The sequence below is a fragment of the Olsenella uli genome, assembly GCF_016900775.1.
GTDB lineage: Bacteria > Actinomycetota > Coriobacteriia > Coriobacteriales > Atopobiaceae > Thermophilibacter > Thermophilibacter uli_A.
On sequence record NZ_JACJKN010000002.1, the window covers coordinates 104,411 to 126,719 of the forward strand.

At 67.9% G+C, this 22,309-nt stretch carries 24 protein-coding genes; 17 read left to right on the plus strand and 7 right to left on the minus strand.

Annotated elements, in window-relative coordinates; genetic code table 11:
• Positions 1-96 precede the first annotated feature (96 nt).
• Together H6A23_RS02040 and H6A23_RS02045 are read right to left on the minus strand one after the other, a co-directional pair.
• Positions 97-393 (minus strand): type II toxin-antitoxin system RelE/ParE family toxin, encoded by a 297-nt coding sequence (locus tag H6A23_RS02040; protein WP_204830537.1) that lies wholly within the window; start codon positions 391-393, stop codon positions 97-99.
• On the minus strand, positions 394-669 hold the full coding sequence (locus H6A23_RS02045; RefSeq protein WP_204830538.1) for a type II toxin-antitoxin system RelB/DinJ family antitoxin: 276 nt from the start codon (positions 667-669) through the stop codon (positions 394-396).
• A gap of 172 nt (positions 670-841) precedes the next feature.
• Between H6A23_RS02045 and H6A23_RS02050 the strand changes: the two genes are divergently transcribed.
• Together H6A23_RS02050 and nudC are read left to right on the plus strand one after the other, a co-directional pair.
• Positions 842-1,723, plus strand: a complete 882-nt coding sequence (locus tag H6A23_RS02050) for a DMT family transporter (protein WP_204830539.1) — start codon at positions 842-844, stop codon at positions 1,721-1,723.
• A 267-nt stretch (positions 1,724-1,990) separates the two neighbouring features.
• Positions 1,991-2,890, plus strand: a complete 900-nt coding sequence (gene nudC, locus H6A23_RS02055) for an NAD(+) diphosphatase (RefSeq protein ID WP_204830540.1) — start codon at positions 1,991-1,993, stop codon at positions 2,888-2,890.
• Positions 2,891-3,016: 126 nt separating this feature from the next.
• On the opposite strand, the gene H6A23_RS02060 is transcribed toward nudC, so the two are convergent.
• The 4 genes from H6A23_RS02060 to H6A23_RS02075 form a co-directional block, all read right to left on the minus strand.
• Positions 3,017-3,274 carry a helix-turn-helix domain-containing protein gene (locus H6A23_RS02060; protein WP_286163280.1) on the minus strand — a complete coding sequence of 86 codons (258 nt, stop codon included), beginning with the start codon at positions 3,272-3,274 and terminating at the stop codon, positions 3,017-3,019.
• A 51-nt stretch (positions 3,275-3,325) separates the two neighbouring features.
• Positions 3,326-3,817 (minus strand): hypothetical protein, encoded by a 492-nt coding sequence (locus tag H6A23_RS02065; RefSeq protein ID WP_204830541.1) that lies wholly within the window; start codon positions 3,815-3,817, stop codon positions 3,326-3,328.
• Between the two features lie 84 nt (positions 3,818-3,901).
• The gene (locus tag H6A23_RS02070; RefSeq protein ID WP_204830542.1) at positions 3,902-5,143 is read right to left on the minus strand and encodes a radical SAM/SPASM domain-containing protein; all 1,242 of its coding nucleotides are present in this window, start codon (positions 5,141-5,143) and stop codon (positions 3,902-3,904) included.
• 279 nt (positions 5,144-5,422) lie between these two features.
• The gene (locus H6A23_RS02075; protein WP_204830543.1) at positions 5,423-6,256 is read right to left on the minus strand and encodes a Cof-type HAD-IIB family hydrolase; all 834 of its coding nucleotides are present in this window, start codon (positions 6,254-6,256) and stop codon (positions 5,423-5,425) included.
• Between the two features lie 273 nt (positions 6,257-6,529).
• Here H6A23_RS02075 and H6A23_RS11400 point away from each other — a divergent pair, with 273 nt between their 5' ends.
• The 5 genes from H6A23_RS11400 (at position 6,530) to leuB (ending at position 11,721) form a co-directional block, all read left to right on the plus strand.
• On the plus strand, positions 6,530-6,652 hold the full coding sequence (locus tag H6A23_RS11400) for a hypothetical protein (RefSeq protein ID WP_286165749.1): 123 nt from the start codon (positions 6,530-6,532) through the stop codon (positions 6,650-6,652).
• Between the two features lie 124 nt (positions 6,653-6,776).
• A complete protein-coding gene (locus H6A23_RS02080; RefSeq protein ID WP_204830544.1) occupies positions 6,777-8,312 on the plus strand; it encodes a 2-isopropylmalate synthase in 1,536 nt (511 codons plus the stop codon).
• Positions 8,313-8,531: 219 nt separating this feature from the next.
• A complete protein-coding gene (gene leuC, locus H6A23_RS02085; protein WP_204830545.1) occupies positions 8,532-9,794 on the plus strand; it encodes a 3-isopropylmalate dehydratase large subunit in 1,263 nt (420 codons plus the stop codon).
• A gap of 287 nt (positions 9,795-10,081) precedes the next feature.
• Positions 10,082-10,588 carry a 3-isopropylmalate dehydratase small subunit gene (locus H6A23_RS02090; protein ID WP_204830546.1) on the plus strand — a complete coding sequence of 169 codons (507 nt, stop codon included), beginning with the start codon at positions 10,082-10,084 and terminating at the stop codon, positions 10,586-10,588.
• Between the two features lie 2 nt (positions 10,589-10,590).
• Entirely contained in the window at positions 10,591-11,721 is a 1,131-nt protein-coding gene (gene leuB / locus H6A23_RS02095; RefSeq protein ID WP_204830547.1) for a 3-isopropylmalate dehydrogenase, read from the plus strand.
• A gap of 539 nt (positions 11,722-12,260) precedes the next feature.
• Here leuB and H6A23_RS02100 read toward each other — a convergent pair.
• The gene (locus H6A23_RS02100) at positions 12,261-12,644 is read right to left on the minus strand and encodes a VOC family protein (RefSeq protein WP_204830548.1); all 384 of its coding nucleotides are present in this window, start codon (positions 12,642-12,644) and stop codon (positions 12,261-12,263) included.
• Between the two features lie 72 nt (positions 12,645-12,716).
• Between H6A23_RS02100 and H6A23_RS02105 the strand changes: the two genes are divergently transcribed.
• The 10 genes from H6A23_RS02105 (at position 12,717) to H6A23_RS02150 (ending at position 22,308) form a co-directional block, all read left to right on the plus strand.
• Positions 12,717-13,925 carry a MalY/PatB family protein gene (locus tag H6A23_RS02105; RefSeq protein ID WP_204830549.1) on the plus strand — a complete coding sequence of 403 codons (1,209 nt, stop codon included), beginning with the start codon at positions 12,717-12,719 and terminating at the stop codon, positions 13,923-13,925.
• A 450-nt stretch (positions 13,926-14,375) separates the two neighbouring features.
• Positions 14,376-15,485 (plus strand): phosphate/phosphite/phosphonate ABC transporter substrate-binding protein, encoded by a 1,110-nt coding sequence (locus tag H6A23_RS02110; RefSeq protein ID WP_204830550.1) that lies wholly within the window; start codon positions 14,376-14,378, stop codon positions 15,483-15,485.
• Between the two features lie 100 nt (positions 15,486-15,585).
• The gene (phnC, locus tag H6A23_RS02115) at positions 15,586-16,440 is read left to right on the plus strand and encodes a phosphonate ABC transporter ATP-binding protein (protein ID WP_204830551.1); all 855 of its coding nucleotides are present in this window, start codon (positions 15,586-15,588) and stop codon (positions 16,438-16,440) included.
• Positions 16,437-17,261: a PhnE/PtxC family ABC transporter permease gene (locus H6A23_RS02120; protein ID WP_204830552.1), complete on the plus strand. Its 825-nt coding sequence runs from the start codon at positions 16,437-16,439 to the stop codon at positions 17,259-17,261. The genes phnC and H6A23_RS02120 overlap by 4 nt, the downstream gene beginning before the upstream one ends.
• Positions 17,261-18,139, plus strand: coding sequence for a PhnE/PtxC family ABC transporter permease (locus H6A23_RS02125; protein ID WP_204830553.1), 879 nt, complete (start codon positions 17,261-17,263; stop codon positions 18,137-18,139). Before H6A23_RS02120 ends, H6A23_RS02125 begins: the two co-directional genes overlap by 1 nt.
• A 133-nt stretch (positions 18,140-18,272) precedes the next feature.
• Positions 18,273-18,737, plus strand: a complete 465-nt coding sequence (locus H6A23_RS02130; RefSeq protein ID WP_204830554.1) for a phosphonate C-P lyase system protein PhnG — start codon at positions 18,273-18,275, stop codon at positions 18,735-18,737.
• Complete coding sequence (gene phnH, locus H6A23_RS02135) at positions 18,734-19,417, plus strand: phosphonate C-P lyase system protein PhnH (RefSeq protein ID WP_204830555.1); 684 nt, start codon at positions 18,734-18,736, stop codon at positions 19,415-19,417. The genes H6A23_RS02130 and phnH overlap by 4 nt, the downstream gene beginning before the upstream one ends.
• Positions 19,417-20,550 carry a carbon-phosphorus lyase complex subunit PhnI gene (locus H6A23_RS02140; RefSeq protein WP_204830556.1) on the plus strand — a complete coding sequence of 378 codons (1,134 nt, stop codon included), beginning with the start codon at positions 19,417-19,419 and terminating at the stop codon, positions 20,548-20,550. Before phnH ends, H6A23_RS02140 begins: the two co-directional genes overlap by 1 nt.
• Positions 20,543-21,406: an alpha-D-ribose 1-methylphosphonate 5-phosphate C-P-lyase PhnJ gene (locus H6A23_RS02145; RefSeq protein WP_204830557.1), complete on the plus strand. Its 864-nt coding sequence runs from the start codon at positions 20,543-20,545 to the stop codon at positions 21,404-21,406. Before H6A23_RS02140 ends, H6A23_RS02145 begins: the two co-directional genes overlap by 8 nt.
• Positions 21,406-22,308 (plus strand): ATP-binding cassette domain-containing protein, encoded by a 903-nt coding sequence (locus H6A23_RS02150; protein WP_204830558.1) that lies wholly within the window; start codon positions 21,406-21,408, stop codon positions 22,306-22,308. The genes H6A23_RS02145 and H6A23_RS02150 overlap by 1 nt, the downstream gene beginning before the upstream one ends.
• Position 22,309: the final 1 nt, after the last annotated feature.

Below are 22,309 nucleotides of genomic sequence, written 5' to 3' on the forward strand. Positions count from 1 at the left end.
CGGCAAAACGGCAGGGCGAGAGGAGCGCAGCGTCACGAATCTGCCGCGGGCGGACGTTCTTCTCGCCCCGCGCGCCCTCCCGCCGCGTGCGGGCGCCTAGCGGAAGATCTCCCGGTGCGTGCCCGTGCGCTGGAAGACGGCGAGGTTGCCCTGCACGGCCCATACGAGCAGCCAGTCCCCGGCGTTGCAGACGTGGCACTCGTTGGAGCCCGCCCACTGCCCGGCGAGCCGGTGCATGTTGTGCCTGCGGACGAGCTCCTGCCGCGCGGCGAGGGTGTTGGAGAGGATGAGGTCGATGACCTCCTTCAGCGGCGCCATGCCCGTTCCACTCTTGAGGAGTCGCTTGTAGTCCCGCTGGAACTTGGGAGTGTAGTCGGGTCGCAGCTGAGCCATCTAAGCCTCCAGCGCCGCGAACATCTCGGCCGCAGAGTCGTAGCCCTTGATCTCCCCGCGTGCGTGGGCCGCAAAGATCTCCTCCGTCTCGCGGATGGCCTCGAGGGACTCCTCGTTGGGCTGCTCGCCGTCAAAGGTGATGGGGATGGACCCGGTGCGGACCATGTAGGTCCAGAACGCGCGCGTCACCGACGCGAGGTCCAGGCCGAAGCTCTTGGCGACCTCGGAGGCCCCGGCCTTAAGGTCCTCGTCGACGCGAATGGCATAGCTGGTCATCTGTAGCTCCTTTGTAGTATGGACATCGTTATATGTATAACCAGAATCGCACGATCCTATCCGTTTCCACTTGGTGAGCGCGACGGCGCGAGCGGCGAGGGCGGCGCTATACTTTCCCACCATGGATACCGAGAAGAACATCGGCCCGGGCGCGCGGCATGGGGAGGCCGCGGTGCCCCAGTGGGCCTGGAAGCTCTCCCTCGCCGCCTGCGCCGCCATCTGGGGCGGCTCGTTCGTGGTGATGAAGGACACGCTGGACAGCATCCCGCCCGCGTGGCTCATGGGCATACGCTTTGCCGCGTCGGCCGTCATCGTGGGCGCGCTCTTCTGGCGGCGCCTGCGGGACAACCTCGACGGCAGCCACCTCGCCATGGGCGCGATCTTGGGCCTGGCGTCCGGCGCCGCCTTCGTGGTGCAGAACATCGGCCTCGATGACACCACGCCGGGCAGAAACGCCTTCCTCACGGCCATCTATTGCGTGATGACGCCGTTCATCAACTGGCTGGTCACGCGCCGGCGACCCGACGGGGGCAACGTGCTCGCGGCGGTCCTCGCCATCGTGGGCGTGGGGCTGGTCGCGCTCGGCGACGACCTCTCGCTCATCATGAGCGGCGGCGACTGGATGACGCTCGTGGCGGCGGTGCTCTTCGCCGTGCACATCGTGCTCGTGGCGCGCTTCTCGTCCGCGCACGACGTGATGACGCTCACGGTGGTGCAGCTCGCCGTGAGCGCCGTGGTCGCGCTCGGAACGGCGCTCGCGCTCGAGGCGCCGCCCGCGCCGGCGGTCTTTGCCTCCCCGGACACCTGGTTCTCGCTCGCGTACCTAGTGCTGCTGTCGTCGTGCGTGTGCATGGTGTTCCAGAACCTCGGGCAGGCGCACGTGCCGCCCGCGCAGGCGTCGCTCCTGCTCTCGCTGGAGAGCGTCTTTGCCGTGGTGGCGAGCGTGCTCTTCTACGGCGAGCTCGTGACGCCGCGGATCGCGCTCGGCTTTGGCACGATCTTCGTGGCCGTGCTCGTGAGCGAGCTCGGCGTGAGGCGTCGCGCGCAGGGATGACGCCGGGGCGCAGCGTGCGTTGCGCCTTGCGGGGTTCTGGCAGGAGCGCGAGGAATCGCGTTGCCAAATGCGGGGTCATGGCAGTTTTTGCGCTGCCATGACCCCCTTTTCCACAACAGGGGCGAGAAGAACCGCAGGTCGCGTCCCGTCGCCGCTGCCATAGCCCCCACATCGACAACGTGGATTCGCCGTCGGCTGCCACAACCCCGTTTTTCTCGACGCGCGCCAGGGCTATCCTGTACGCGTCCGCGAGCGACGGGAGGGCCCATGATCCAGGAGTTTGGCGCCGAGCACGCCTACGACAACCACTTCGAGCCGCACGAGCCGGAGGGGGACTCCTACGTCCTGCACTTCCGCGAGGGCGGCTGCCTCACGCGCGTCACCCACGTGGGCGGCACCGACGCCGATGCGGGCGACGCGGGGGAGGAGATAGAGCTCCCGCGCCTGGGCGACTACCCGCGCAGGCCCTCCCACATGACGTATCTCTTCTCGCTTGGCGACGAGCGGTTCTTCCTGGCCCTTGACGAGCGGGTGGCGGCGCCGGCGGGCTTCACGTACGAGTCCGTCAACTGGCTGCGCCGCGCGGAGCCCCAGCACCTGCTCTTTGCCGCGGCGACGGCCTCCCAGCTGGACCGCTGGTATCGCGAGAACCGCTACTGCGGCCGCTGCGGCGCGCCGACGGAGCTCGCGCCAAAAAGCCGGGAGATCGTGTGCCCCGCGTGCGCCCGGATCGTGTACCCCAAGATCTGCCCGGGCGTCATCTGCGCCGTGGTGAGCCGGGGCGCGGAGCCCGCGGACGACCGGATCGTGCTCACGCGCTATGCCGGGCGCACGACCGCGCTCTGGGCGCTCGTCGCGGGATTCACCGAGATAGGCGAGCCGCTCGAGGACACCGTGCGGCGCGAGGTCAGGGAGGAGGTCGGGCTCTCCGTCAAGAACCTGCGCTTCTACAAGAGCCAGCCCTGGAGCTTCACCGATACGCTCATGGCGGGCTTCTGGTGCGAGGTGGACGGCGACGACGCGCTGCGTGTGGACCACTCTGAGCTCAAGGAGGCCCGCTGGTTCAGGCGCGACGAGATTCCGCCGGAGCGCACGGGCGACCGCGCGAGCATGACGGGCGAGATGATCGAGCGCTTCCGCCTCATGGGGCGGGCTGCCTGGGAGTAGGCGCCGCGTCGGCCCGCAGAGGGGCTGCCGAGAAGAACGAAGTGCCGCACCGCGTTCGCTCGCCGAGGGTGTGCGAGCGGCGCGGTGCGGTGCGTGGCATGCCGGAGCAAGGAGGGTGGCTGACCGCTAGCCTCGCTTCTCGTAGTTTCTCTCGCGAATCTCGCCGAGGGTGCGCTCGGCCTGCTCCTCCTCGGGGGTCATGTAGTCGATGATGTCTCCCGGCTTGCAGTTGAGGACCTGGCAGAGGGCTTCGAGCGTGGAGAAGCGCATACCCCTGATGTGGCCGTTCTTGATGTTGGAAAGGTTGACGGTGGAGGTGCCAACTCTCTTGGCAAGCTCCGTCGACGTGATCTTTCTCTCGGCCATGACCCGATCGAGCCTCATGACAATAGGCAACTTTCACCTCCGGAACGGCATTCATTTCGTCTAAGGATATCAAACGAAAGCGTCGGAGTCTTCCTTGAGGGCATCTCCATACCGAACAACCATCGCAAGGCAGATGAGAAAGACAATCATCACGATGACCTTGAGGTCAAGCCCCGATTGAGGGACTATCACGGCGCCAGCGGAAGTGGCAATTGGATCAAACGTAGGCACGAGCTGGTCAATGAGAGTCCTCACCACGAGCAATGCGGCCGCGCCCGACAACCTGAGCGATTGCCTGGAGCTGAAGGGAGACCCTGCCTTTCGGAATCTCCGCAGGAACTCTGCCATGAACAGCACGGCGCCCGCGGTTGAGACATGGGACATCAGGGCTAGTGCTGGAAACAGGCTCCGGGTGGGGGTCGTCGGGTGATGCAATGCCAAAACCGCGGCTAACAGTATAAGGGCGATTAGACAATATATGAAGAGTAGATATAGGAAGACCGCTCCGACTGTTGAGAAAATGCGCGCCAGCCGGTACTCTCTCTTGATTCTTTCAGGCATGTCATTACTCCTAAATGCCAATTACGATTCCATTGATATCAACACAGAAACCATTGCGCCCCTCGATCTCAAACAGCATCCGCATCACCTCCCCTCGGAGAATCGTTGCCGCAGGTGCTCGCCGAGGCGGTCGTAGTACGCGCTCGAGAGCGCGCAGTACGGGTCGCACCCGGTAAGGCTCCCCGTGGACATGAGCGCCCGCGCGCGGCACCCTCCGCCGCACGTCGGGCGCCGGCTGCAGGCGTCACAGCGATCGAAGGCCCTGGCGTCAAGCTCGGCAAACAGGCGCGCGACCTTTCCGCCCAGGATCTTCTCGGCGTCGTCCGCGTAGGCGTTGCCCATGGCCAGCCGGCGGTCGTGCAGCAGGTGACAGGGGTAGGCCGTCCCGTCCGCGGCCACGCTGAGCGTGCGCACGCCCGCCCCGCAGGACCTGCGGACGCCAAGCGCGCCGCCCCCTGGCAGGTCGTCCCCGTAGTCGAACCCCGTGTCGGCGGCGGCTCTCCCCAGCTCGGCGAGGCGGGCATCGCCGATCGCGTAGTCGCCGAGCTCCTCTGAAGGGGCGGTGAGCAGGCTGAACCCAACGCTTGCGTCCAGCCTGCGGGCAACGTCTCGGTAGCTATCCATGTCGTCGAGGTTTCTCCCGTGAATTGTTGGGAGGACCCGGGCCGCAATTCCCGCGGCGCGAATCGTCTCGACCGCGGACGCGAGGCGCTCGAAGCTCTGCCGCCCGCGCAGGTGGGCGACGGAGCCCTGCGAGCACCCGTCGAACGCGACGCCGATGCAGCTCACGGTCCCCGCGAGCGGCTCGACGTTCTTCTCGGTAACGAGGAGTCCGTTGGTAAGGACGATGACCTCCCCGATTCCCGCGGAGCTGGCGGCGCCGGCGATGCCGGGCAGGTCGTCCCGGAGGAAGGGCTCGCCCCCCGAGATGACGAGGCGTGCCACGCCGAGGGAGGCGAGAAGGCCAATCGCCCGGGCCAGGCTCTCGGCCGGCGGGTCGGGCAGGAGGTTCCTGTCGTCGCCCTCCGAGTAGCAGAACCGGCAGCGGAGGTTGCAGCGTTGCGTCACGTGCAGGTATGCGGACCGTACGCGTGCGCGCCCCGGCGCGAGAGGCCCTCCGGGGAGGAGGTATCCCCCGTGCCGCAGGCGCTCCGCGAGCACCGCGCACTCGGCGGGCACCTCGCCAGCGTCCACCTCGCGAACCGCCAGCTCCCTGCAGAGCGCCTCCCCGGCGGCGGTCAGCCCGATGACGCCTCCCGTGCTGAGGTTCCCCACGAGGGGAATACCTCCCAGCGAGAAGAGCTCGGCATGGGCGGCAAGTCGCATGACCCCTCCTCCGTTCGCGCTCTATGTAGCGCTGTATATGATACAGATGCAATATATGGATTTAAGTAGTTTTCTGTTAACGGTATAAAAGCTATGGAAACTTAAATAATCAAGATGAGCAAACAATTAACAAAATGATGTTAAGTCCCACACGGGGAGGAGAAAAGGGGATGCCCCCCTCCCACAAAGAGGGGATAGGGGGGCAGAATACCGGCAGCTGACGGGGCGGCGCGCGCCAGAAAAGTGAGCGCTGGCAGGCTCCGGGGGCGTGTCCCTGAACTATAGCCCTGCGCGAAGGATGAACTTCTCGATCGCCTCGGCCACGCCACCTGCATCGTTGTCGTCTCGGCAAACGTAGTCTGCGGCCGCCTTGGCCTCGTCCGTCGCGTTTGCCACGGCGACGCCGAGCCCCGCGGCGCGAATCATCGATATGTCGTTCGAGCTGTCGCCGATGGCCATCGTCTCCTCGGGAGGGACGCCGAGCATCCGCGCGAGCTCGAGAAGCCCGATGCCCTTGCTGATGCCTGGGGCGTTGAACTCAAGGTAGCGGTTTGACGAGTAGACGACCTCAAGCCCCTCGGTGAGCCCCATCTCCGCGAGCTCGCGCTCGGTCTGGCGAAGGAGGTCCATGTCGAGGCTCATGAAGAGGAGCTTGACGACGCTCTCCCCGGTCTGGGAGAGAAAGCCCAGGTCCTTCTCGTCCGTCTCCACGATGTTCATGCGCCCCTCGATGTAGGCGCGCTCCTCGGGGAGGAAGTTGCGCACGTAGACGTGGTCGAGCGTGTAGAGGTGCATGCAGAAGCCGCTCTGGACGCCGTAGCGGTAGAGCTCCTCGGCGCGCACCGGGTCAAGGCCGCAGCTGGTAAGGGGCCTGAGCTGCGAGTTCTCGGTGATGACGCCGCCGTTGAAGGAGAGGACGTACTCTCCGGGCGCACCGAGCAGCCCCAGCTCCTCGAGCGTCCCGGACACCGAGGCGAAGGGGCGTCCCGTCGCGGGGACGAAGCGCGCCCCGCGCTCGCGGGCGGCGGAGATGGCGGCGCGGACGCGCTCGGGCACGTGATGGCCGGAGTCGAGCAGCGTCTCGTCGAGGTCGGCGGCGATGAGGCGATACATGGGTTCCTCCCTGGCAGGGGTGTCCTGACCCGCTCAGGGTACTCCGTCTGGCGTCAGATGGCGAGCCCCGCCGCGTGTGTTCGCACAACCTTGAGAGAGGGGAGGGGAGCGGCGCGCATGGCGAGAAGAACCCGCCGCCCGTCCGCCGCCGCGCGCCGCCCGCGGAATCAATTGTTTCGGCTCCGAATCCTTCTGGGGGCCGTAGGGTCATCTGTGGCATAGTGCGGCGTATCGCACCCGCTGGGGGTGCGCGACCGTCAAGGGGGTCCGGCAATGGTACGGCATGGGGCTGCTGTCATTCGAGTCACCGAGCGCACGTCCGCGCTCGTGCTTCTCGGCAGCCGGGACCTCCTGCTTGCCAAGGCCAACCTACTCGACCTAACCAGCGCGCGCTAGGGTTAGCACACCCCTGCGCGCGCCCGCCGTGCCGCCGTCGCCCTGAGGGGGACGGGGCACTTTTTGTGCGCCGCCCCGCCGCCCCGCGGCCCTCCCCACGAAGGCATAGGAGAAAGGCACCCACATGACCAGGAAGATTCACATCTTTGACACCACCCTGCGCGACGGCGAGCAGAGCCCCGGCGCCTCCATGAACACCGAGGAGAAGCTCGTCATTGCCCAGCAGCTCATCCGCATGGGCGTGGACGTCATCGAGGCGGGCTTCCCCATCTCCAGCCCGGGCGACTTCCGCTCCGTGCAGGAGATCGGCCGGCTGGCGGGCGACGACTGCGTGGTCTGCGGCCTCACGCGCGCCGTGGAGAAGGACATCGACCGCGCGGCCGAGGCGCTCAAGTGCGCCAAGCGCCCGCGCATCCACACCGGCATCGGCGTCTCGCCCTCCCACCTGCGCGACAAGCTGCGCATCACCGAGGACGAGTGCGTGGAGCGCGCCATCCACTGCGTGGAGTACGCCAAGCGCTACGTCGAGGACGTCGAGTTCTACGCCGAGGACGCGGGCCGCGCCGACCAGGCCTTCCTCGAGCGCGTGATCCAGGCCGTCGTGAAGGCCGGCGCCACCGTCGTGAACATCCCGGACACCACGGGCTACCAGCTGCCCGAGGACTTCGGACAGCGCATCAAGGGCCTCGCGGACAACGTCATCGGCATCGAGGACGTCATCATCTCCGTGCACACGCACAACGACCTGGGCATGGCCACGGCGCTTGCCCTCCAGGGCGTCAAGAACGGCGCCCGCCAGATCGAGTGCACGATCAACGGCCTGGGCGAGCGCGCCGGCAACACCGCGCTCGAGGAGGTCGTCATGGCGATCAAGATGCACGGCGAGGAGCTGGACGCCCACACCGACATCGTGACCCAGGAGCTCACGCGCGCGAGCCACCTCGTCAGCCGCATCACGGGCATGAGCGTCCAGGCCAACAAGGCCATCGTGGGCGCCAACGCCTTCGCGCACTCCTCGGGCATCCACCAGGACGGCGTCCTCAAGGCCCGCAACACCTACGAGATCATCGACCCCGCCGACGTGGGCGCCGCCGGCTCCGAGATCATCCTCTCCGCCCGCTCCGGCCACGCCGCGCTGCGCCACCGCCTGGCCGAGCTCGGCTACACCTTCGCCGACGAGGAGTTCGATGAGGTCTACCAGCGCTTCCTGGAGATCGCGGACCAGAAGAAGGAGGTCTACGACGAGGACCTCGAGTCCATGGTCCAGGAGCGCCAGCGCGACGTCGCGGCCGTCTACACGCTCGACGCGCTGCAGGTCTCCTGCGGCGACCCGCTCATCCCCACGGCCACGGCCACCATCACCGACGAGCTGGGCGTGGCGCACGTGGTCGCCGCCACCGGCGCCGGCCCCGTCGATGCGGCCTACCAGGCCATCGACAAGGTCGTGGCGGTCCACGGCGACCTCGCGGAGTTCTCCGTCAAGGCCATCACCCGCGGCATCGACGCCATCGGCGAGGTCACGGTGCGCATCACGGCCGAGGACGGCAAGGTCTACACCGGCCGCGGCGCGGACAACGACATCATCGTCTCGAGCGCGAAGGCGTACGTGAACGCCATCAACCGCATGATCCAGACGGCGCGCTCGAAGGAAGGGAAGTAGTCGGACGGTCCTGGCGGCGCGAGGTTCTTCTCGCCAGCTCATTGCGCTGCGCGCAAAAGTCGCTGGACGAGAAGAACCTCGCGCCGTCGGGGCCTGCGATATCGTTCCTGCGACGGGATGGTGCTCACGCGCCCCTCGCAGGCCTCTAACCGGAAGGCTCGAGAGTACGTTTGACCTAGGGAGCCCGTCAATTTGACGCCCCGACTAAGGAGGAGAGACATGGCGCGTCCCCAGACCATGGCGGAGAAGATACTCGCGGCGCACGCGGGGCTCGAGGAGGTCGTTCCCGGGCAGCTCGTCGAGTGCGACCTCGACCTCGTCCTCGCCAACGACATCACGGCGCCCATCGCCATCAAGACGGTGCGCGAGATCGGCGCCGGCGTCTTTGACAAGGACAAGATCTGCCTCGTGCCCGACCACTATGCCCCCAACAAGGACATCAAGAGCGCCGAGCAGACCAAGGTCACGCGCGACTTTGCCCACGAGTACCAGATCACGCACTACTACGAGCAGGGCTGCATGGGCATCGAGCACGCGCTTCTGCCCGAGCGCGGCATCGTGGTGCCCGGCGACCTGGTGATCGGCGCGGACTCCCACACCTGCACCTACGGCGGCATCGGCGCCTTCTCCACCGGCGTGGGCTCCACGGACGCCGGCGTGGGCATGGCCACCGGTCGCGCCTGGTTCAAGGTGCCCGAGACCATCCGCATCGAGGTCGAGGGCGAGCTGCCCGCGGGCGCCTCGGCCAAGGACATCATCCTGCACGTCATCGGCAAGATCGGCGTGGACGGCGCGCTCTACTGCGCGATGGAGTTCGCGGGATCCACGATCGAGGCGCTCTCCGTGGAGGGCCGCCTCACCATCGCCAACATGGCCATCGAGGCCGGCGGCAAGGCGGGCCTCTTCGAGGTGGACGACAAGTGCCGCGAGTACGTGAGCCGCCGCTCGCAGCGCCCGATCGTCGAGTACCACCCCGATCCCAACGCCGCCTACAAGCAGGTCATCAAGATCGACGCCGCGGACGTGGTGCCCACTGTGGCCTGGCCGCACCTGCCCTCCAACACGCACCCGGTGGCCGAGAGTCGTGACATCAAGATCGACCAGGTGGTCATTGGCTCCTGCACCAACGGCCGCATCGAGGACATGCGCGCCGCGGCCGACGTCCTCTGCGGGCGCACCGTCGCCGAGGGCGTCCGCTGCATCGTGATTCCCGCGACGCAGGGCGTCTGGCTCGAGTGCGTGCACGAGGGCCTGATGGACATCTTCATCAACGCGCACTGCGTGGTGTCCACGCCCACGTGCGGCCCGTGCCTGGGCGGCTACATGGGCATCCTTGCGGCGGGGGAGCGCTGCGTGTCCACCACCAACCGCAACTTCGTCGGCCGCATGGGCGACCCGACCTCCGAGGTCTACCTGGCGAGTCCCGCCGTCGCGGCCGCCTCGGCTGTCGCGGGCCACATCGCCCTGCCCTCGGACCTGTAGCGTCTCTGGGTGGCCGAGCTTGTCGCCGTGCTCAAACAGCTTCGGCGCAAAGGGCGCGCCTGCAGAACTGTGCGCGGCGACAAGCTCGGCCACCTCGCGCTTCTATTCAGGCGGTGGAGGTTCCGCGATGGCGCGGTCCGCAAGGCAGCTCCTCTTACCGCCTGTTTTGTACTTGCAGCGGCGCTGGAGCGGTGGCGTCTGCCTCCGGCGCAGTTCTTCGCAACGCGAAGCTGTTTGAGCACGGAGGCAGACGCCACCGCTCGGGCACCTTACAGAAAGGAACGACCATGCAGTTCAAGGGAACTGTCTTTAGGTACGGACGAGACATCGACACCGACGTCATTATTCCGGCGCGCTACCTCAACACGTCGGATCCCGCGGAGCTTGCCGCGCACTGCCTCGAGGACCTCGACCCCACGTTCGTCGGCCGCGTGAAGCCCGGCGACATCGTCGTGGCCGAGGAGAACTTCGGCTGCGGCTCCAGCCGCGAGCACGCCCCCGTGGCCATCAAGGCGGCCGGCGTGTCCTGCGTCATCGCCAAGAGCTTCGCGCGCATCTTCTACCGCAACTCCATCAACATGGGCCTGCCCATCCTCGAGTGCCCGGAGGCCGTGGACGCCATCTCTGACGGCGACGTGGTCTCCGTGGACGCGGACACCGGCACCATCACCGACGAGACCACGGGCGCCGTCTTCCATGCGCAGCCGTTCCCGCCGTTCATTCAGGAGATCATCAACGACGGCGGGCTCGTCGCGCGCACCAAGCGCGTGATGGCCGAGAAGGGCGGTAACTAGTCATGGCAAGCGCGACCTACCACGTCTGCACCCTGCCGGGTGACGGCATCGGGCCCGAGATCATCGCCGAGGGCAAGAAGGTCCTCGCGGCGCTGGGCAAGAAGCACGACGTCGAGTTTATCTGCGAGGACCACCTGATCGGCGGCGCGGCGATCGACGCCACCGAGGCCGCGGGCGGGCCCGTCTCGGCGCTGCCGCCCGAGACGCTCGAGGCGGCGCGCGCCGCCGACGCCGTCCTTCTCGCCGCGGTGGGCGGCCCCAAGTGGACCGACACGCGCGTGGGGGCCGTGCGGCCGGAGCAGGGGCTTCTCGCCATCCGCAAGGAGCTGGGCCTCTACCTCAACCTGCGTCCGGTGCGCATGTTCGACGCGCTGATCGACGCCTCCACGCTCAAGCGCGAGGTGCTCACGGGCGTTGACCTGATCATCGTGCGCGAGCTCACGGGCGGCCTCTACTTTGGCGGCCACGAGCGCATGATGGGCGTCGAGGGCGCCGGCGTTGGCGGCGGGCGCGGCGAGTACGCGCGCGACATCCTGGAGTACTCCGAGTACGAGGTCGACCGCGTGGTGCGCTGGGCCTTCGACGCGGCGCGCCGCCGCCGGGGCGTGGTGCACTCCGTGGACAAGGCCAACGTGCTCGACACCTCCCGCATGTGGCGCGAGGTGGCCCACAACATCGCGGCCGAGTACCCCGATGTCACGCTCGAGGACATGTACGTGGACAACGCCGCGATGCAGCTCATCGCCAACCCGGCGCAGTTCGACGTGCTCGTGACCGAGAACACCTTCGGCGACATCCTCTCCGACGAGGCCTCCATGCTCACGGGCTCGCTCGGCATGCTCGCCTCTGCGAGCCTGGGCGACGGCACGGCCCTCTACGAGCCGAGCCACGGCTCCGCGCCGGACATCGCCGGTCAGGGCATCGCCAACCCGATCGCGCAGATTCTCTCCGTGGAGCTCATGCTGCGCTACAGCTTTGGCATGGACGACGCCGCCGACGAGCTGGCTGCCGCGGTCACGCGTGTGCTCGACGAGGGCTGGCGTACCGGGGACATCGCCGACGAGAACACGCCCGAGGACAAGGTGCTCGGCACCGCAGCGATGGGTGACAAGATCGTGGAGGCCCTGGGCTAGAAGCTCAGGGTTGGCGGGAGGCCGAGAAGGTCCGGCTCTCAGACAGCTTGCCGCGAAGGGCGCGGCAAGAACTCGCGGCGGACCTTCTCGGCCTCTCGCCGTTGCGGCTATCCGGCTGGGCTGCCGTTGGGAGGGGTCCATTCCGATAGCCTTTGGTGCCCTATTGAGTAAAAATGCTCAGCGCAATGAGTATTTTTACTCAATAGGGCATCTAGCTTGAGATCCATTCCGGTTCTGTTGAGACGCGCATAAGCACGTCCTGTCGTTTCGGCGGCGGCTGAGCGCGCAATCACCGGGATGGTGCGAAAACGGTCGAGGGTTTTGCGCAATCACCGGGATGGTGCGAAGCGCATCTGCGGGTTTCGCAGGCAGCGAGTCAACAAAAGCCCAGATGGCGATTTGCCCGTGTGACTCCAGAGCGGCTTTGGATGCCAAAAACGCTTCGCACCATCCCGGTGATTGCGCAGCGCACCGAGCTGCCTTCGCACCATCCCGGTGATTGCGCGGAGTCCTATGTCAGATTTTGCCAGGCGGTGGTGCTAGACCGTGATCTCCACCTGGCTGCCCTCGGGACCGAGGATGCAGGACTCGTAGTAGCCGTCGCCCGTGGTGCGCGGTCCGCTCACGACCTCATATCCCGCTGCGGCGAGCTCGGCGGTGAGGCGGTCGACCTCGGACTCGGAGCCTACCGAGAAGGCGAGGTGCGCCCAGCCGGTGCGCGCGAGGTCCTTGCTCGCATCCGTCATTCCCGGCTTGGTCATGACCTCGAGGCGCGCCCCGTCGTCGAGGGTGAGGAAGTAGGAGCGAAAGCCCGTTCTCGGGTTGTGATATCCGTTGCCGGCGACGGCGCCGAAGAAGCGGACGAAGAAGTCCCGCGTCCCCTCGAGGTCGTTGACGTAGAGCGCGACGTGCTCGATTCTCATGGGCCCCTCCAATCCCGGGCGTCCTTCGTTGCGAGTATCCTAGCAGAGGAAAACCGCGGCGAAGGGACCCCCATGACCTATGACTTTACGACCATCCTCGACCGTGCCGGGCATGACGCGCTCGCGCTCGACGCCATCGGCGCTCCGGGCTCGGGATATCCCGCGCCTGACGAGGGCTTCGACCCCATCCCCATGTGGGTCGCGGACATGAACTTCCCCGTGGCGCCCTCTATCACGCGTGCCATCGAGGAGCGGCTCCAGTACTCAACCTTTGGCTACTTCCGTCCGAGCGATGCCTACTACCAGGCCATCATCGACTGGCACCGCGACCGCAAGGGCATGGGCGACCTCGAGCCGCGCCACATCGGCTACGAGAACGGGGTGCTCGGCGGCGTGGTCTCGGCGCTCACGGCCTTTGCGGCGCCGGGGGATCCGGTACTCGTGCACAGCCCCACCTACGTGGGCTTCACGCACGCGCTCGAGGACAACGGCTTCAAGATCGTGCACTCGCCGCTCGTTCGGGACGCGGACGGCGTCTGGCGCATGGACTTCGAGGACATGGAGCGCCGCCTTGCCGAGGGGCACATCCACGTGGCCATCTTCTGCTCGCCGCACAACCCCTGCGGGCGCGTGTGGGAGCGCTGGGAGGTCGAGCGGGCGATGGAGCTCTTCCGTGCCCACGACTGCGTGGTCGTCTCCGACGAGATCTGGTCGGACATCGTGCGCCCGGGGTACACCCACGTCCCCACGCAGTCCGTCTCCGACGACGCGCGCGAGCGCACGATTGCGCTCTACGCTCCGAGCAAGACCTTCAACCTCGCGGGGCTCATCGGCAGCTATCACGTCATCTACAGCGACTACCTGCGCGACCGCGTTGAGTCCAAGGGCGCCAAGCCCCACTACAACTCGATGAACGTGCTCTCTCAGCATGCGCTCATCGGCGCCTATGGCCCCGAGGGCCGCGCGTGGGCCGACGAGCTCAACCAGGTGATCGCCGGCAACGTGGACTGGGCGTGCGACTTCATCGAGCATAGCCTCCCCGGCGTTGACGTCTTCCGGCCGCAGGGCACCTACATGCTCTTCCTCGACTGCACGCGATGGTGCGAGAAGAGCGGGCGGGACATCGACGAGCTCCTGCGCGCCGGCTGGCGCGTGGGCGTCTACTGGCAGGACGGGCGTGCCTTCAACGGCCCCTGCCACATCCGCATGAACCTGGCACTGCCGCTCTCCCGCGTGCAGGAGGCCTTCGGGCGCCTGGAGTGTCACGTCTTCTCCGCTTAGGCGTGCCCAGCCAAGAGGGCTGACCTCTAGAGATTGGCGGTATCCCAAACATGGGTGGATGGGTGGGCAGGTGGGCGAGTGACTGCTTTCGAACAGACGGGGCCCTTCTGGATGCCCTATCCGGTCGGAAGCTGTCACTCACCAACTCAACTAACTCGCCTATCTGCTCGCTTGCCCGCGCGTGGACTTGTCGCCGCGTTCTGCATCCAGCCCTCGTGCCGGCAAGCTTTTGGTAAGGCGCGTCAGCATTTCGTATCGAGAGCGTCAGCATCCGCGCGGGGACCGGCCGGCCCCCGCGCGGACTTTCGTAAGGCTTGGTCAGTGGTCGGTAAGGCTCCCCCGAGCGCGCGGAATCGACGGCCGGGCGATTCGTACCATCTCCCCCGGAGTCCGCGATGCGGACAGGACAACACGTGAAGGGGCGCGTGCCCCGAAGGGAGAGTCATCGCGATGAGCCTCAACAAGACCCCGATGTCCCGTCGTTCGTTCCTCGGCGCCCTGGGCGTCACCGCCCTTGGCCTCGGTCTCGGCCTCACCGGCTGCGGCGGCACCGACGCCGGCAAGGGCGGCGCCGCCACGAGCACCGATGACGCTGCCGGCGCCGACGCCGCCTCGCTCGACAAGATCACCATGGTGTGGCTGCCCAACGAGTCCGCCGCCGAGTTCGACGCGGGCCGCGAGGAGTTTGGCCGCGTCCTCTCCGAGTACGCGGGCGTCGAGGTGGAGCTCATGACCACCACCGACTACAACGTCGCCATCGAGGCCATCGCCTCCGGCAAGGCCCAGATGGCCAACCTCGGCGCCGAGGGCTACATCCAGGCCCAGGAGAAGAACCCCAACGTCCACTCCCTCTTCACCACGGCCGACACCGAGGGCACCCTCGACGGCGCCAAGTACTACAGCCGCATCGCCGTGCCCGCCGACCAGCTGTCCGAGTACGAGGACTCCTCCTCCGCCACCGGCTACTCCATCAAGAACATCAAGGGCAAGCGCATGAGCTTCGTCACGCAGACCTCCACCTCCGGCTTCAAGGTGCCCTGCAACGCCATCATGGCCGAGTTCCCTGACGAGGTGACCTCCACCGACGAGCTTGCCCAGCCCGGCTTCTTCAGCCAGGTCCTCTTTGGCAACTCCCACCCGGGCTCCTGCGTGAACCTGCTCCAGGGCGACGCCGACGTGGCCGCCTTCGATGACATCGACGTCGACATGTACCTCGCCGTCCCCGAGGGCGAGCGCGACGCCGTGAACCAGCCCGGCGCCGTCTACGGCGTGGCCGAGGGCGCGGCCCAGCCCTTCGACCGCGTCCAGGGCAAGGAGTTCGGCATCATCCAGTCCACCCCCGTCCTCAACGGCCCCATCGTCTACAACGCCGACGTGCTGCCCGAGGACCTCAAGGACAAGATCCTCGCGGGCATGACCTCCGCCGACGTCGCCAACAACGAGCAGCTCTTCGCCCCCGAGGACGCCGAGGGCACCGGCGCCATCTGGAGCAAGGGCGACACCGCCGGCTTCATCGCGGTCGACGATGAGTGGTACGACCCCATCCGCGAGCTCGCCTAGACCACCCTGCTGCCCGGCACCCTTCCCGCCGGGCCCCTCCAGGCGGCGTCCGGCGCTTGGCGTCGGGCGCCGCGCCCGCACGAAAAAGGAAAGGAGCGTCATGGACACCACCCAGCTGCTTGCCGTGACCGGTCTTGGCAAGGCGTATCAGACGCGCCGCGGCGACGAGGGGCAGCGCGCGCTCACGGACGTCGACTTCACGGCGGAGCCCGGCGAGCTCATCACCGTCATCGGGCCCTCCGGCGCCGGCAAGTCCACGTTTCTGCGCTGCATCAACCGCCTCATCGAGCCCACCGACGGCACCGTCGTCTTCTGCGGCCAGGACATCACGCACCTCTCGCGGGGGCAGCTCCGCCCGGTGCATCGTCAGATAGCGATGATCTTCCAGAACTACAACCTGGTCTATCGTCTCACCGCGATTCAGAACGTGCTGCACGGTCGCCTGGGGTACAAAAACGTGCTCGCGGGAAGCCTCGGCCTCTATACGGAGGAGGAGAAGATCCACGCCTTCGAGCTCCTCGACGAGGTGGGCCTGGGAGAGTTTGCGTATCGTCGCGCCGACCAGCTCTCCGGCGGGCAGAAGCAGCGCGTCGGCATCGCGCGCGCCCTCATGCAGGACCCCAAGATCATGCTCTGCGACGAGCCGATCGCGAGCCTCGACCCCAAGAGCTCGCGCATGGTCATGGAGCAGCTGCGCCGGCTTTCCCGCTCCCGCGGCATCACCTGCATCGTGAACCTCCACCAGGTTGACTTTGCCCTTGAGTTCTCCGACCGCATCGTGGGGCTGCGCGCCGGCGAGAAGGTCTTCGACGGCTCCCCGGCGGAGTGCACCCCCGACGTCATCCGCGGCATCTACGAGGGGGACGCCGAGGCCATGGTCGACGTGACGGTCGGGGCCGAGAAGGACGGGCGGGTCGTCGCCCCCGCCGCGCCCGCGATGGGGGAGGCCCGATGAGCGCGGGTGTCGCGGCCGCCTCGCGCCCCTCGGTCGACCTCGCGTGGTTCCGGCGCAAGCAGCTGCGCGCGATCGCGATCGTCGTCGCGGCCGTGCTGGTGTTCCAGGGCTGCTCGATGATCTGCAACTTCAGCCTCGCCTACGCCATCACCTCGATTCCGGCCGCCTTCGTCTGGATGCTCCAGAACTTCATCCCCACGGCCGAGTCGTTCCAGTACTTCTCGATCATCATCGAGCAGACCGTCTCGACGGCGCTCGACAGCGTGGCGGCGACGATGGTCGCGGCCGTTGCGGGCATCGTGCTCTCGGTGCTCGGATCCTCCTCGGTCGGCGTGGAGTGCGCTCCGGTGCGCGCCGTCATCCGGGCGATCGCGAGCGTCTTTCGCAACATCCCGATGATCGCGTGGGCGCTTCTGCTCCTCCTCTCGTTCAAGCAGAACGAGTTCACCGGGTTTCTCGCCCTGTTCCTCACCACCTTCGGGCAGCTGACGCGCTTCTTCCTGGACACCTTCGACGAGATTCCGGGCGGCCCCATCGAGGCGCTGCGCGCGACGGGCGCCTCGTACTGGCAGGTCGTGTTCCAGGCGGGCATCCCGCTCGCGGTGGCGGACCTCATGAGCTGGATGCTCTACATGGTGGAGACCAACATCCGCTCGGCCACGCTCATCGGACTTCTCACGGGCACGGGCATCGGCTTTGTCTTCAACCTGTACTACACGTCGTTTCGCTATGACACCGCGGGCCTCGTGATCATCGTGACGATCGTCTTCGTCCTCGTGATCGAGGCCGTGTCCAACAAGGCGAGGAGGTCGATGATCTGATGGAGAGCGTGCGCCTCACCGAGGGCGCGGCGGCGACCGTCGAGCGCGACGTGCGCGGCAAGATCCGCCTCACCTCGTCCTCCAACCGCAACGCGTCCGTGCAGCTGACCCTGGCCGTGCTTGCCGCGCTCACCGTGGTGACGTTCCTGCGCATGGGATACGGCACCGTGGACCTCGCGCAGGCCACCCGCCAGGCCCTCTCGGACTTCTGGGCCATGATGGCCCAGCCCGCCCTCGACCCGCCCTACGGCGCCGGCCACTTCACGTGGGAGACGGTGCTCGAGAGCGCCGTCATCACGCTGGCCATCACGGCCATCACCACGGTCATCTCGGGCATCGTGTCGTTCTTCCTGGCGCTCGCCGCCTCGGAGAACCTCTCGAGCCCCGCGGTCTCCAACGCGGTCAAGGCCGTCGTGGCGATCATCCGCTCCATTCCCACGATCCTCTGGGTCCTCGTCTTCACCGTGGCCATCGGCCTGGGCTCCGAGGCGGCGGTGCTCGGCATCTCGTTCCACTCGATCGCCTATCTCACCAAGAGCTACTCCGAGTCGTTCGAGGAGATTGACGCGGGCGTGATCGAGGCCCTGCGCGCCTCGGGCGCGAGCTTCTGGCAGGTGGTCTTCCAGGCGATCGTGCCGGCCACCATCACCAAGATCATCTCCTGGACGTTCATCCGCCTGGAGATCAACTTCACCAACGCGGTGGCCGTGGGCGCCTTCGCCGGCGCGGGCGGGATCGGCTTTCAGCTCTACCAGGCGGGCAGCCGCTACTACAACCTCCACGAGGTGGGCGTGATCGTCTACGTGTGCCTCATCGCGGCCTTCGTGCTCGAGTTCGTCTCGGTGCGCCTGCGCCGCCGCTACATCCTCAACGACTAGCAGGAAAAAGGGGACGGGTTATTTCCTGCAGCTTAATTGGGACAGGCCTGTCCCGCGCCCGCACCCCCGGCCGAGGCCTGCCCCAAAACCTCTGAAAGAAAAAAACACGTCCCCAATTTGCAGAAAGGAACGCATGATTTCAAGACGGAGAAGGACCGAGGCGCTCGTGGAGAGCGACCCCTCGGTGGCACGCGGGCTCGCGGAGCTCGTGGAGCGCGCGTCCGAGGTCCGCGAGGTCGTCCCCGCGCGACAGGGCCTCGTCATGTGCCAGGTTCGCGAGACGGCGAGAAACTCGCGGTTCTACCTCGGCGAGGCGCTCATGACCGAGTGCCGCGTGAGGATCGGCGACGTGGAGGGGCTCGGCGCCGTCCTCGGCGGGGACGCCGCCCTCGCGCACGACCTCGCGGTGGTGGACGCCGCGCTCTCGGGCGCGGACCTGTGCGCCGACGTGGTCGCGGAGCTCGAGCGCGGCATCCTCGCCGCGGAGCGCCGGGTTGCCGACGGGCGTGCCCGCGCCGCGGCCCGCACGTGCGTCTCGCGCGTGAGCTTCGACGAGATGGGCGGCCAGGACATGAGCGTGCAGGCGGTGGTCAAATGACGCGCGACGACGTCTTCGAGCGCGACTCGGTCCTCGATCGGCGCGCCTTTGCCCTCCAGGCGGCCTTCCGCGCCCTGCTTGACGCGACGGCGCGCCCCGGGGAGGCCGTGGAGCTTCCGCGGGCGGACGGGCCGTGCGCGGCCGACGCCGCCGAGGCGGGGCTCTACCCCTCGACGGTCGAGGTGGCCGACGTCCTGCTCGACGCCGCCACCACGTTCGCGGTCGCGGGGTGCGCGGGCGAGGGCGCCCTGCCGGCCCGCGTGACCTCTCGGCGCACCCACGCGCTTCTCGCCCCGCTCGACGAGGCCCCCTACGTGCTGCTGCCCGAGGCCGTCCGCGCCGACGGGGCCGCGCGCGCCATCGCGGCGCTCACGCCCGGCACCCTGCTCGACCCGCACCTCGGGGCGACCTGCCTGGTGGAGTGCTCCGCCCTCGTGGGCACGGGGCGCGACCGCGCGCGCGTGGGGTCCGTCTCGGGGGACGTCCCCACGAGCCGCTGGCGCCTCACGGGCCCGGGCATCAAGGAGAGCGCGGTCGTGGAGTGCGACCGGGCGGACGTCCTTCTTGCCCGCGCCGGCCGCGCGGACGAGTTTCCCTGCGGGATCGACCTCGTGCTCGTCAGTCGGGCGGGGCACGTGGTCGCCATCCCGCGCACGACGCGGATAGAGGAGGTGGCCTGATGGGATACGTTGCCGTGAGCGGCGGCGAGCAGGCGATCGCCGCCTCGCTCGACCTGCTTGAGGAGCGACGCCTCGAGGGCGGGGCCGTGTCCTGCGCGCTCATTCGCGACGCGCTGCCCGAGCTCGTCGAGCAGGTGCAGTCCGAGGGGTCGCTCTGGGCCCCCGACGAGGCGGCCGTGGCCGTCAAGCAGGCGCGCGGATCGGTTGAGGAGGCCGTCTTCCTCATGCGCGCGTGGCGCTCCACGCTCGAGCGGCTCTACGTCTCGCGCGTGATCGACACCTCGAAGATGCGCGTCGACCGCAGGATCTCCGCCGCGTTCAAGGACGTCGCGGGCGGCCAGGTGCTCGGCGCCACGCGTGACTACTCGCACCGCCTCATCGACTTCGACCTTGCAGACGAGACGCCCGCCGACGTGCGCGAGCGCCTTCGCCAGATCGGCGAGAACCTCGCCGACGAGGCGGACCCCTCCCGCGCGGCCGACGACGCCGAGACGCTCGCGCACATGCCGCGCGTCCTGGACTACCTCCGCTCGCTCGACATGGTGCGCTCCTGGCCGGTCGACGACGCCGAGCCAATCGACGTCACCAAGACGCCCCTCTCCTTCCCCGCGCCGAGAAGCGCGGTCCTCCAGGCGCTCTCCCGCGGCCTCACGCAGGCGGTGGTGGCCATCGGCTACGCGGCCATCCGCGGCTTTGGCCTCTCGCACCCCACGGTGGGGGAGCTCCGCCGCGGCGACCTCGCGGTGACCATCGACGCCCCGGGGGGCGCTGGCGAGAAGGACGACGCCTACTACCTGGGCTCCATTCCCGCCACGGAGGTGGAGAGCCTCATCGTCTGCGACGAGGTGGACGAGCGCGGCCAGCACCGCTCCGCGCTCGACGTGGGCTATGGCCTGGTGATGGGCGCAGACGAGTCCAAGGCCATCGCCATGAGCGTGCTCGACCACAGCCTGCGCGCGGACGACGTGCGCTTTCCCACCCAGGACCAGGAGTTCGTCCTCTACCACATCGACGGCGTGGAGGCCACCGGCTTCATCAGCCACCTCAAGCTGCCCCACTACGTCACCTTCCAGAGCAAGCTCGACTCGGCGATCCGCTCCATGGCCGAGAAGGGGGGCGAGTCCGATGCGTAGGAACTACAACTTCGCCTTCCTCGACGAGGGCTCCAAGCGCGAGATTCGCCGGGCGGCGCTCAAGGCCGTGGCCATCCCGGGCTACCAGGTGCCCTTTGCCAGCCGCGAGATGCCCATCGGACGCGGCTGGGGCACGGGCGGCCTGCAGCTCACGCTCTCCTGCATCGGACCCGACGACGTGCTTAAGGTCATCGACCAGGGCTCTGACGCGAGCGTGAACGCGGTCTCCATCCGCCGCCTCGTGCGCGAGACCACGGGCGTGGCAACCACCACGCACACGGGGGAGGCCACGCTCATCCAGAGCCGCCACCGCATCCCCGAGCGCCCGCTCACCCGCGACCAGCTGCTCGTGCTGCAGGTTCCCACCCCGGAGCCGCTGCGCACCTACGAGCCGCGCGAGACCGTCACGCGCCGCCTCCACGCCGAGGCCGAGTACACGGGCGCCTATCTCGAGCTCTTCGAGCAGGTGGTGCGCTACGGCACCACCACGACGGGCGCGGACCACCCCGTGATGGTGAACGGGCGCTACGTCATGGCGCCGAGCCCCATCCCGCGCTACGACAACGCCAAGCTCAACGACTCCGAGAACCTCACGCTGCTCGGCGCCGGCCGCGAGAAGAAGATCTACGCCGTGCCGCCGCACACCCGCGTGGAGTCGCTCGCCTTTGACGACCACCCGTTCGTGACCGAGGACTTCGAGGGGGCGCGCTGCTGCGTCTGCGGCGCCACGGGCGTCTACCTCACCCAGACCGTGGACCCTGCGACGGGCGAGCCCGCCTGGCAGTGCTCCGACACCGACTTCTGCGCCCAGCGCGCCGCCGCGCGCGCCGCGGCCGAGAGGGGAGGCGATGCCTGATGGCCGAGAAGAACGGCGAAGGCGAGAAGAGCGTTCTTCTCCCCGCCACCGCGCGCCATGAGTTCGTCGACGAGGCGCCGGTCCTGGCCGTGCGCCACCTGTCCCGCCGCTTTGGCCCGGGCTGCGCGCACTGCCTCGCCCCGGGGGCCGAGCTCGAGCGCAACATCTGCCCGGTCTGCGGGACCGTGCACGCCGTGCGCGACGTCTCGCTCGAGGTGCATCCCGGCGAGATCCTGGGCATCGTGGGCGAGTCCGGCTCCGGCAAGTCCACGCTCATGCAGTGCCTCTACTTCGACCAGGACCCGACCGAGGGCGACATGCGCGTCGCCCCCTATGACGGCGGCGCCGCCAACTGCTTCGAGATCTCCCGCCAGCAGAAGCGCTTCATCCGCGACCGCATCTTCGGCATGGTCTACCAGAATCCCTACCTGGGCCTGCGCATGTCCTTCTCGGCGCTCTCCAACATCGCCGAGAAGCAGATAGCGGCCGGCTGCCGCAGCGTCGAGCGCATGGTCGCGCGCGGCGAGGAGCTGCTCGAGCGCGTGCGGATCCCGCTGCGGCGCGCCCAGGACGCCCCGCGCGACTTCTCGGGCGGCATGCAGCAGCGCGTGCAGATCGCCAAGGCGCTCTCCAACGAGCCGCCGGTGCTTTTCCTGGACGAGGTCACCACGGGCCTTGACCTCTCGGTCCAGGCGCGCGTGCTCGACCTGATCTTGTCGCTCCGGCGCGACCTCGGCGTCTCGATGGTCGTGGTGAGCCACGACCTGGGCGTCATCCGCCTGCTCGCGGACCGCACGATCGTGATGCTCGACGGTCGGGTCATCGAGAGCGGCCTCACCGACCAGATCATGCAGGACCCGCAGCACGCCTACACCCAGGAGCTCGTCTACTCGCTGTTGTAAC

Coding starts and splice junctions, on each gene's coding strand:
- H6A23_RS02040 (WP_204830537.1), bottom strand. CDS start 393: ATGGCTCAGCTGCGACCCGACTACACTCCCAAGTTCCAGCGGGACTAC.
- H6A23_RS02045 (WP_204830538.1), bottom strand. CDS start 669: ATGACCAGCTATGCCATTCGCGTCGACGAGGACCTTAAGGCCGGGGCC.
- nudC (WP_204830540.1), top strand. CDS start 1,991: ATGATCCAGGAGTTTGGCGCCGAGCACGCCTACGACAACCACTTCGAG.
- H6A23_RS02060 (WP_286163280.1), bottom strand. CDS start 3,274: ATGAGGCTCGATCGGGTCATGGCCGAGAGAAAGATCACGTCGACGGAG.
- H6A23_RS02065 (WP_204830541.1), bottom strand. CDS start 3,817: ATGCCTGAAAGAATCAAGAGAGAGTACCGGCTGGCGCGCATTTTCTCA.
- H6A23_RS02070 (WP_204830542.1), bottom strand. CDS start 5,143: ATGCGACTTGCCGCCCATGCCGAGCTCTTCTCGCTGGGAGGTATTCCC.
- H6A23_RS02075 (WP_204830543.1), bottom strand. CDS start 6,256: ATGTATCGCCTCATCGCCGCCGACCTCGACGAGACGCTGCTCGACTCC.
- H6A23_RS11400 (WP_286165749.1), top strand. CDS start 6,530: ATGGTACGGCATGGGGCTGCTGTCATTCGAGTCACCGAGCGCACGTCC.
- H6A23_RS02080 (WP_204830544.1), top strand. CDS start 6,777: ATGACCAGGAAGATTCACATCTTTGACACCACCCTGCGCGACGGCGAG.
- leuC (WP_204830545.1), top strand. CDS start 8,532: ATGGCGCGTCCCCAGACCATGGCGGAGAAGATACTCGCGGCGCACGCG.
- H6A23_RS02090 (WP_204830546.1), top strand. CDS start 10,082: ATGCAGTTCAAGGGAACTGTCTTTAGGTACGGACGAGACATCGACACC.
- leuB (WP_204830547.1), top strand. CDS start 10,591: ATGGCAAGCGCGACCTACCACGTCTGCACCCTGCCGGGTGACGGCATC.
- H6A23_RS02100 (WP_204830548.1), bottom strand. CDS start 12,644: ATGAGAATCGAGCACGTCGCGCTCTACGTCAACGACCTCGAGGGGACG.
- H6A23_RS02105 (WP_204830549.1), top strand. CDS start 12,717: ATGACCTATGACTTTACGACCATCCTCGACCGTGCCGGGCATGACGCG.
- H6A23_RS02110 (WP_204830550.1), top strand. CDS start 14,376: ATGAGCCTCAACAAGACCCCGATGTCCCGTCGTTCGTTCCTCGGCGCC.
- phnC (WP_204830551.1), top strand. CDS start 15,586: ATGGACACCACCCAGCTGCTTGCCGTGACCGGTCTTGGCAAGGCGTAT.
- H6A23_RS02120 (WP_204830552.1), top strand. CDS start 16,437: ATGAGCGCGGGTGTCGCGGCCGCCTCGCGCCCCTCGGTCGACCTCGCG.
- H6A23_RS02125 (WP_204830553.1), top strand. CDS start 17,261: ATGGAGAGCGTGCGCCTCACCGAGGGCGCGGCGGCGACCGTCGAGCGC.
- H6A23_RS02130 (WP_204830554.1), top strand. CDS start 18,273: ATGATTTCAAGACGGAGAAGGACCGAGGCGCTCGTGGAGAGCGACCCC.
- phnH (WP_204830555.1), top strand. CDS start 18,734: ATGACGCGCGACGACGTCTTCGAGCGCGACTCGGTCCTCGATCGGCGC.
- H6A23_RS02140 (WP_204830556.1), top strand. CDS start 19,417: ATGGGATACGTTGCCGTGAGCGGCGGCGAGCAGGCGATCGCCGCCTCG.
- H6A23_RS02145 (WP_204830557.1), top strand. CDS start 20,543: ATGCGTAGGAACTACAACTTCGCCTTCCTCGACGAGGGCTCCAAGCGC.
- H6A23_RS02150 (WP_204830558.1), top strand. CDS start 21,406: ATGGCCGAGAAGAACGGCGAAGGCGAGAAGAGCGTTCTTCTCCCCGCC.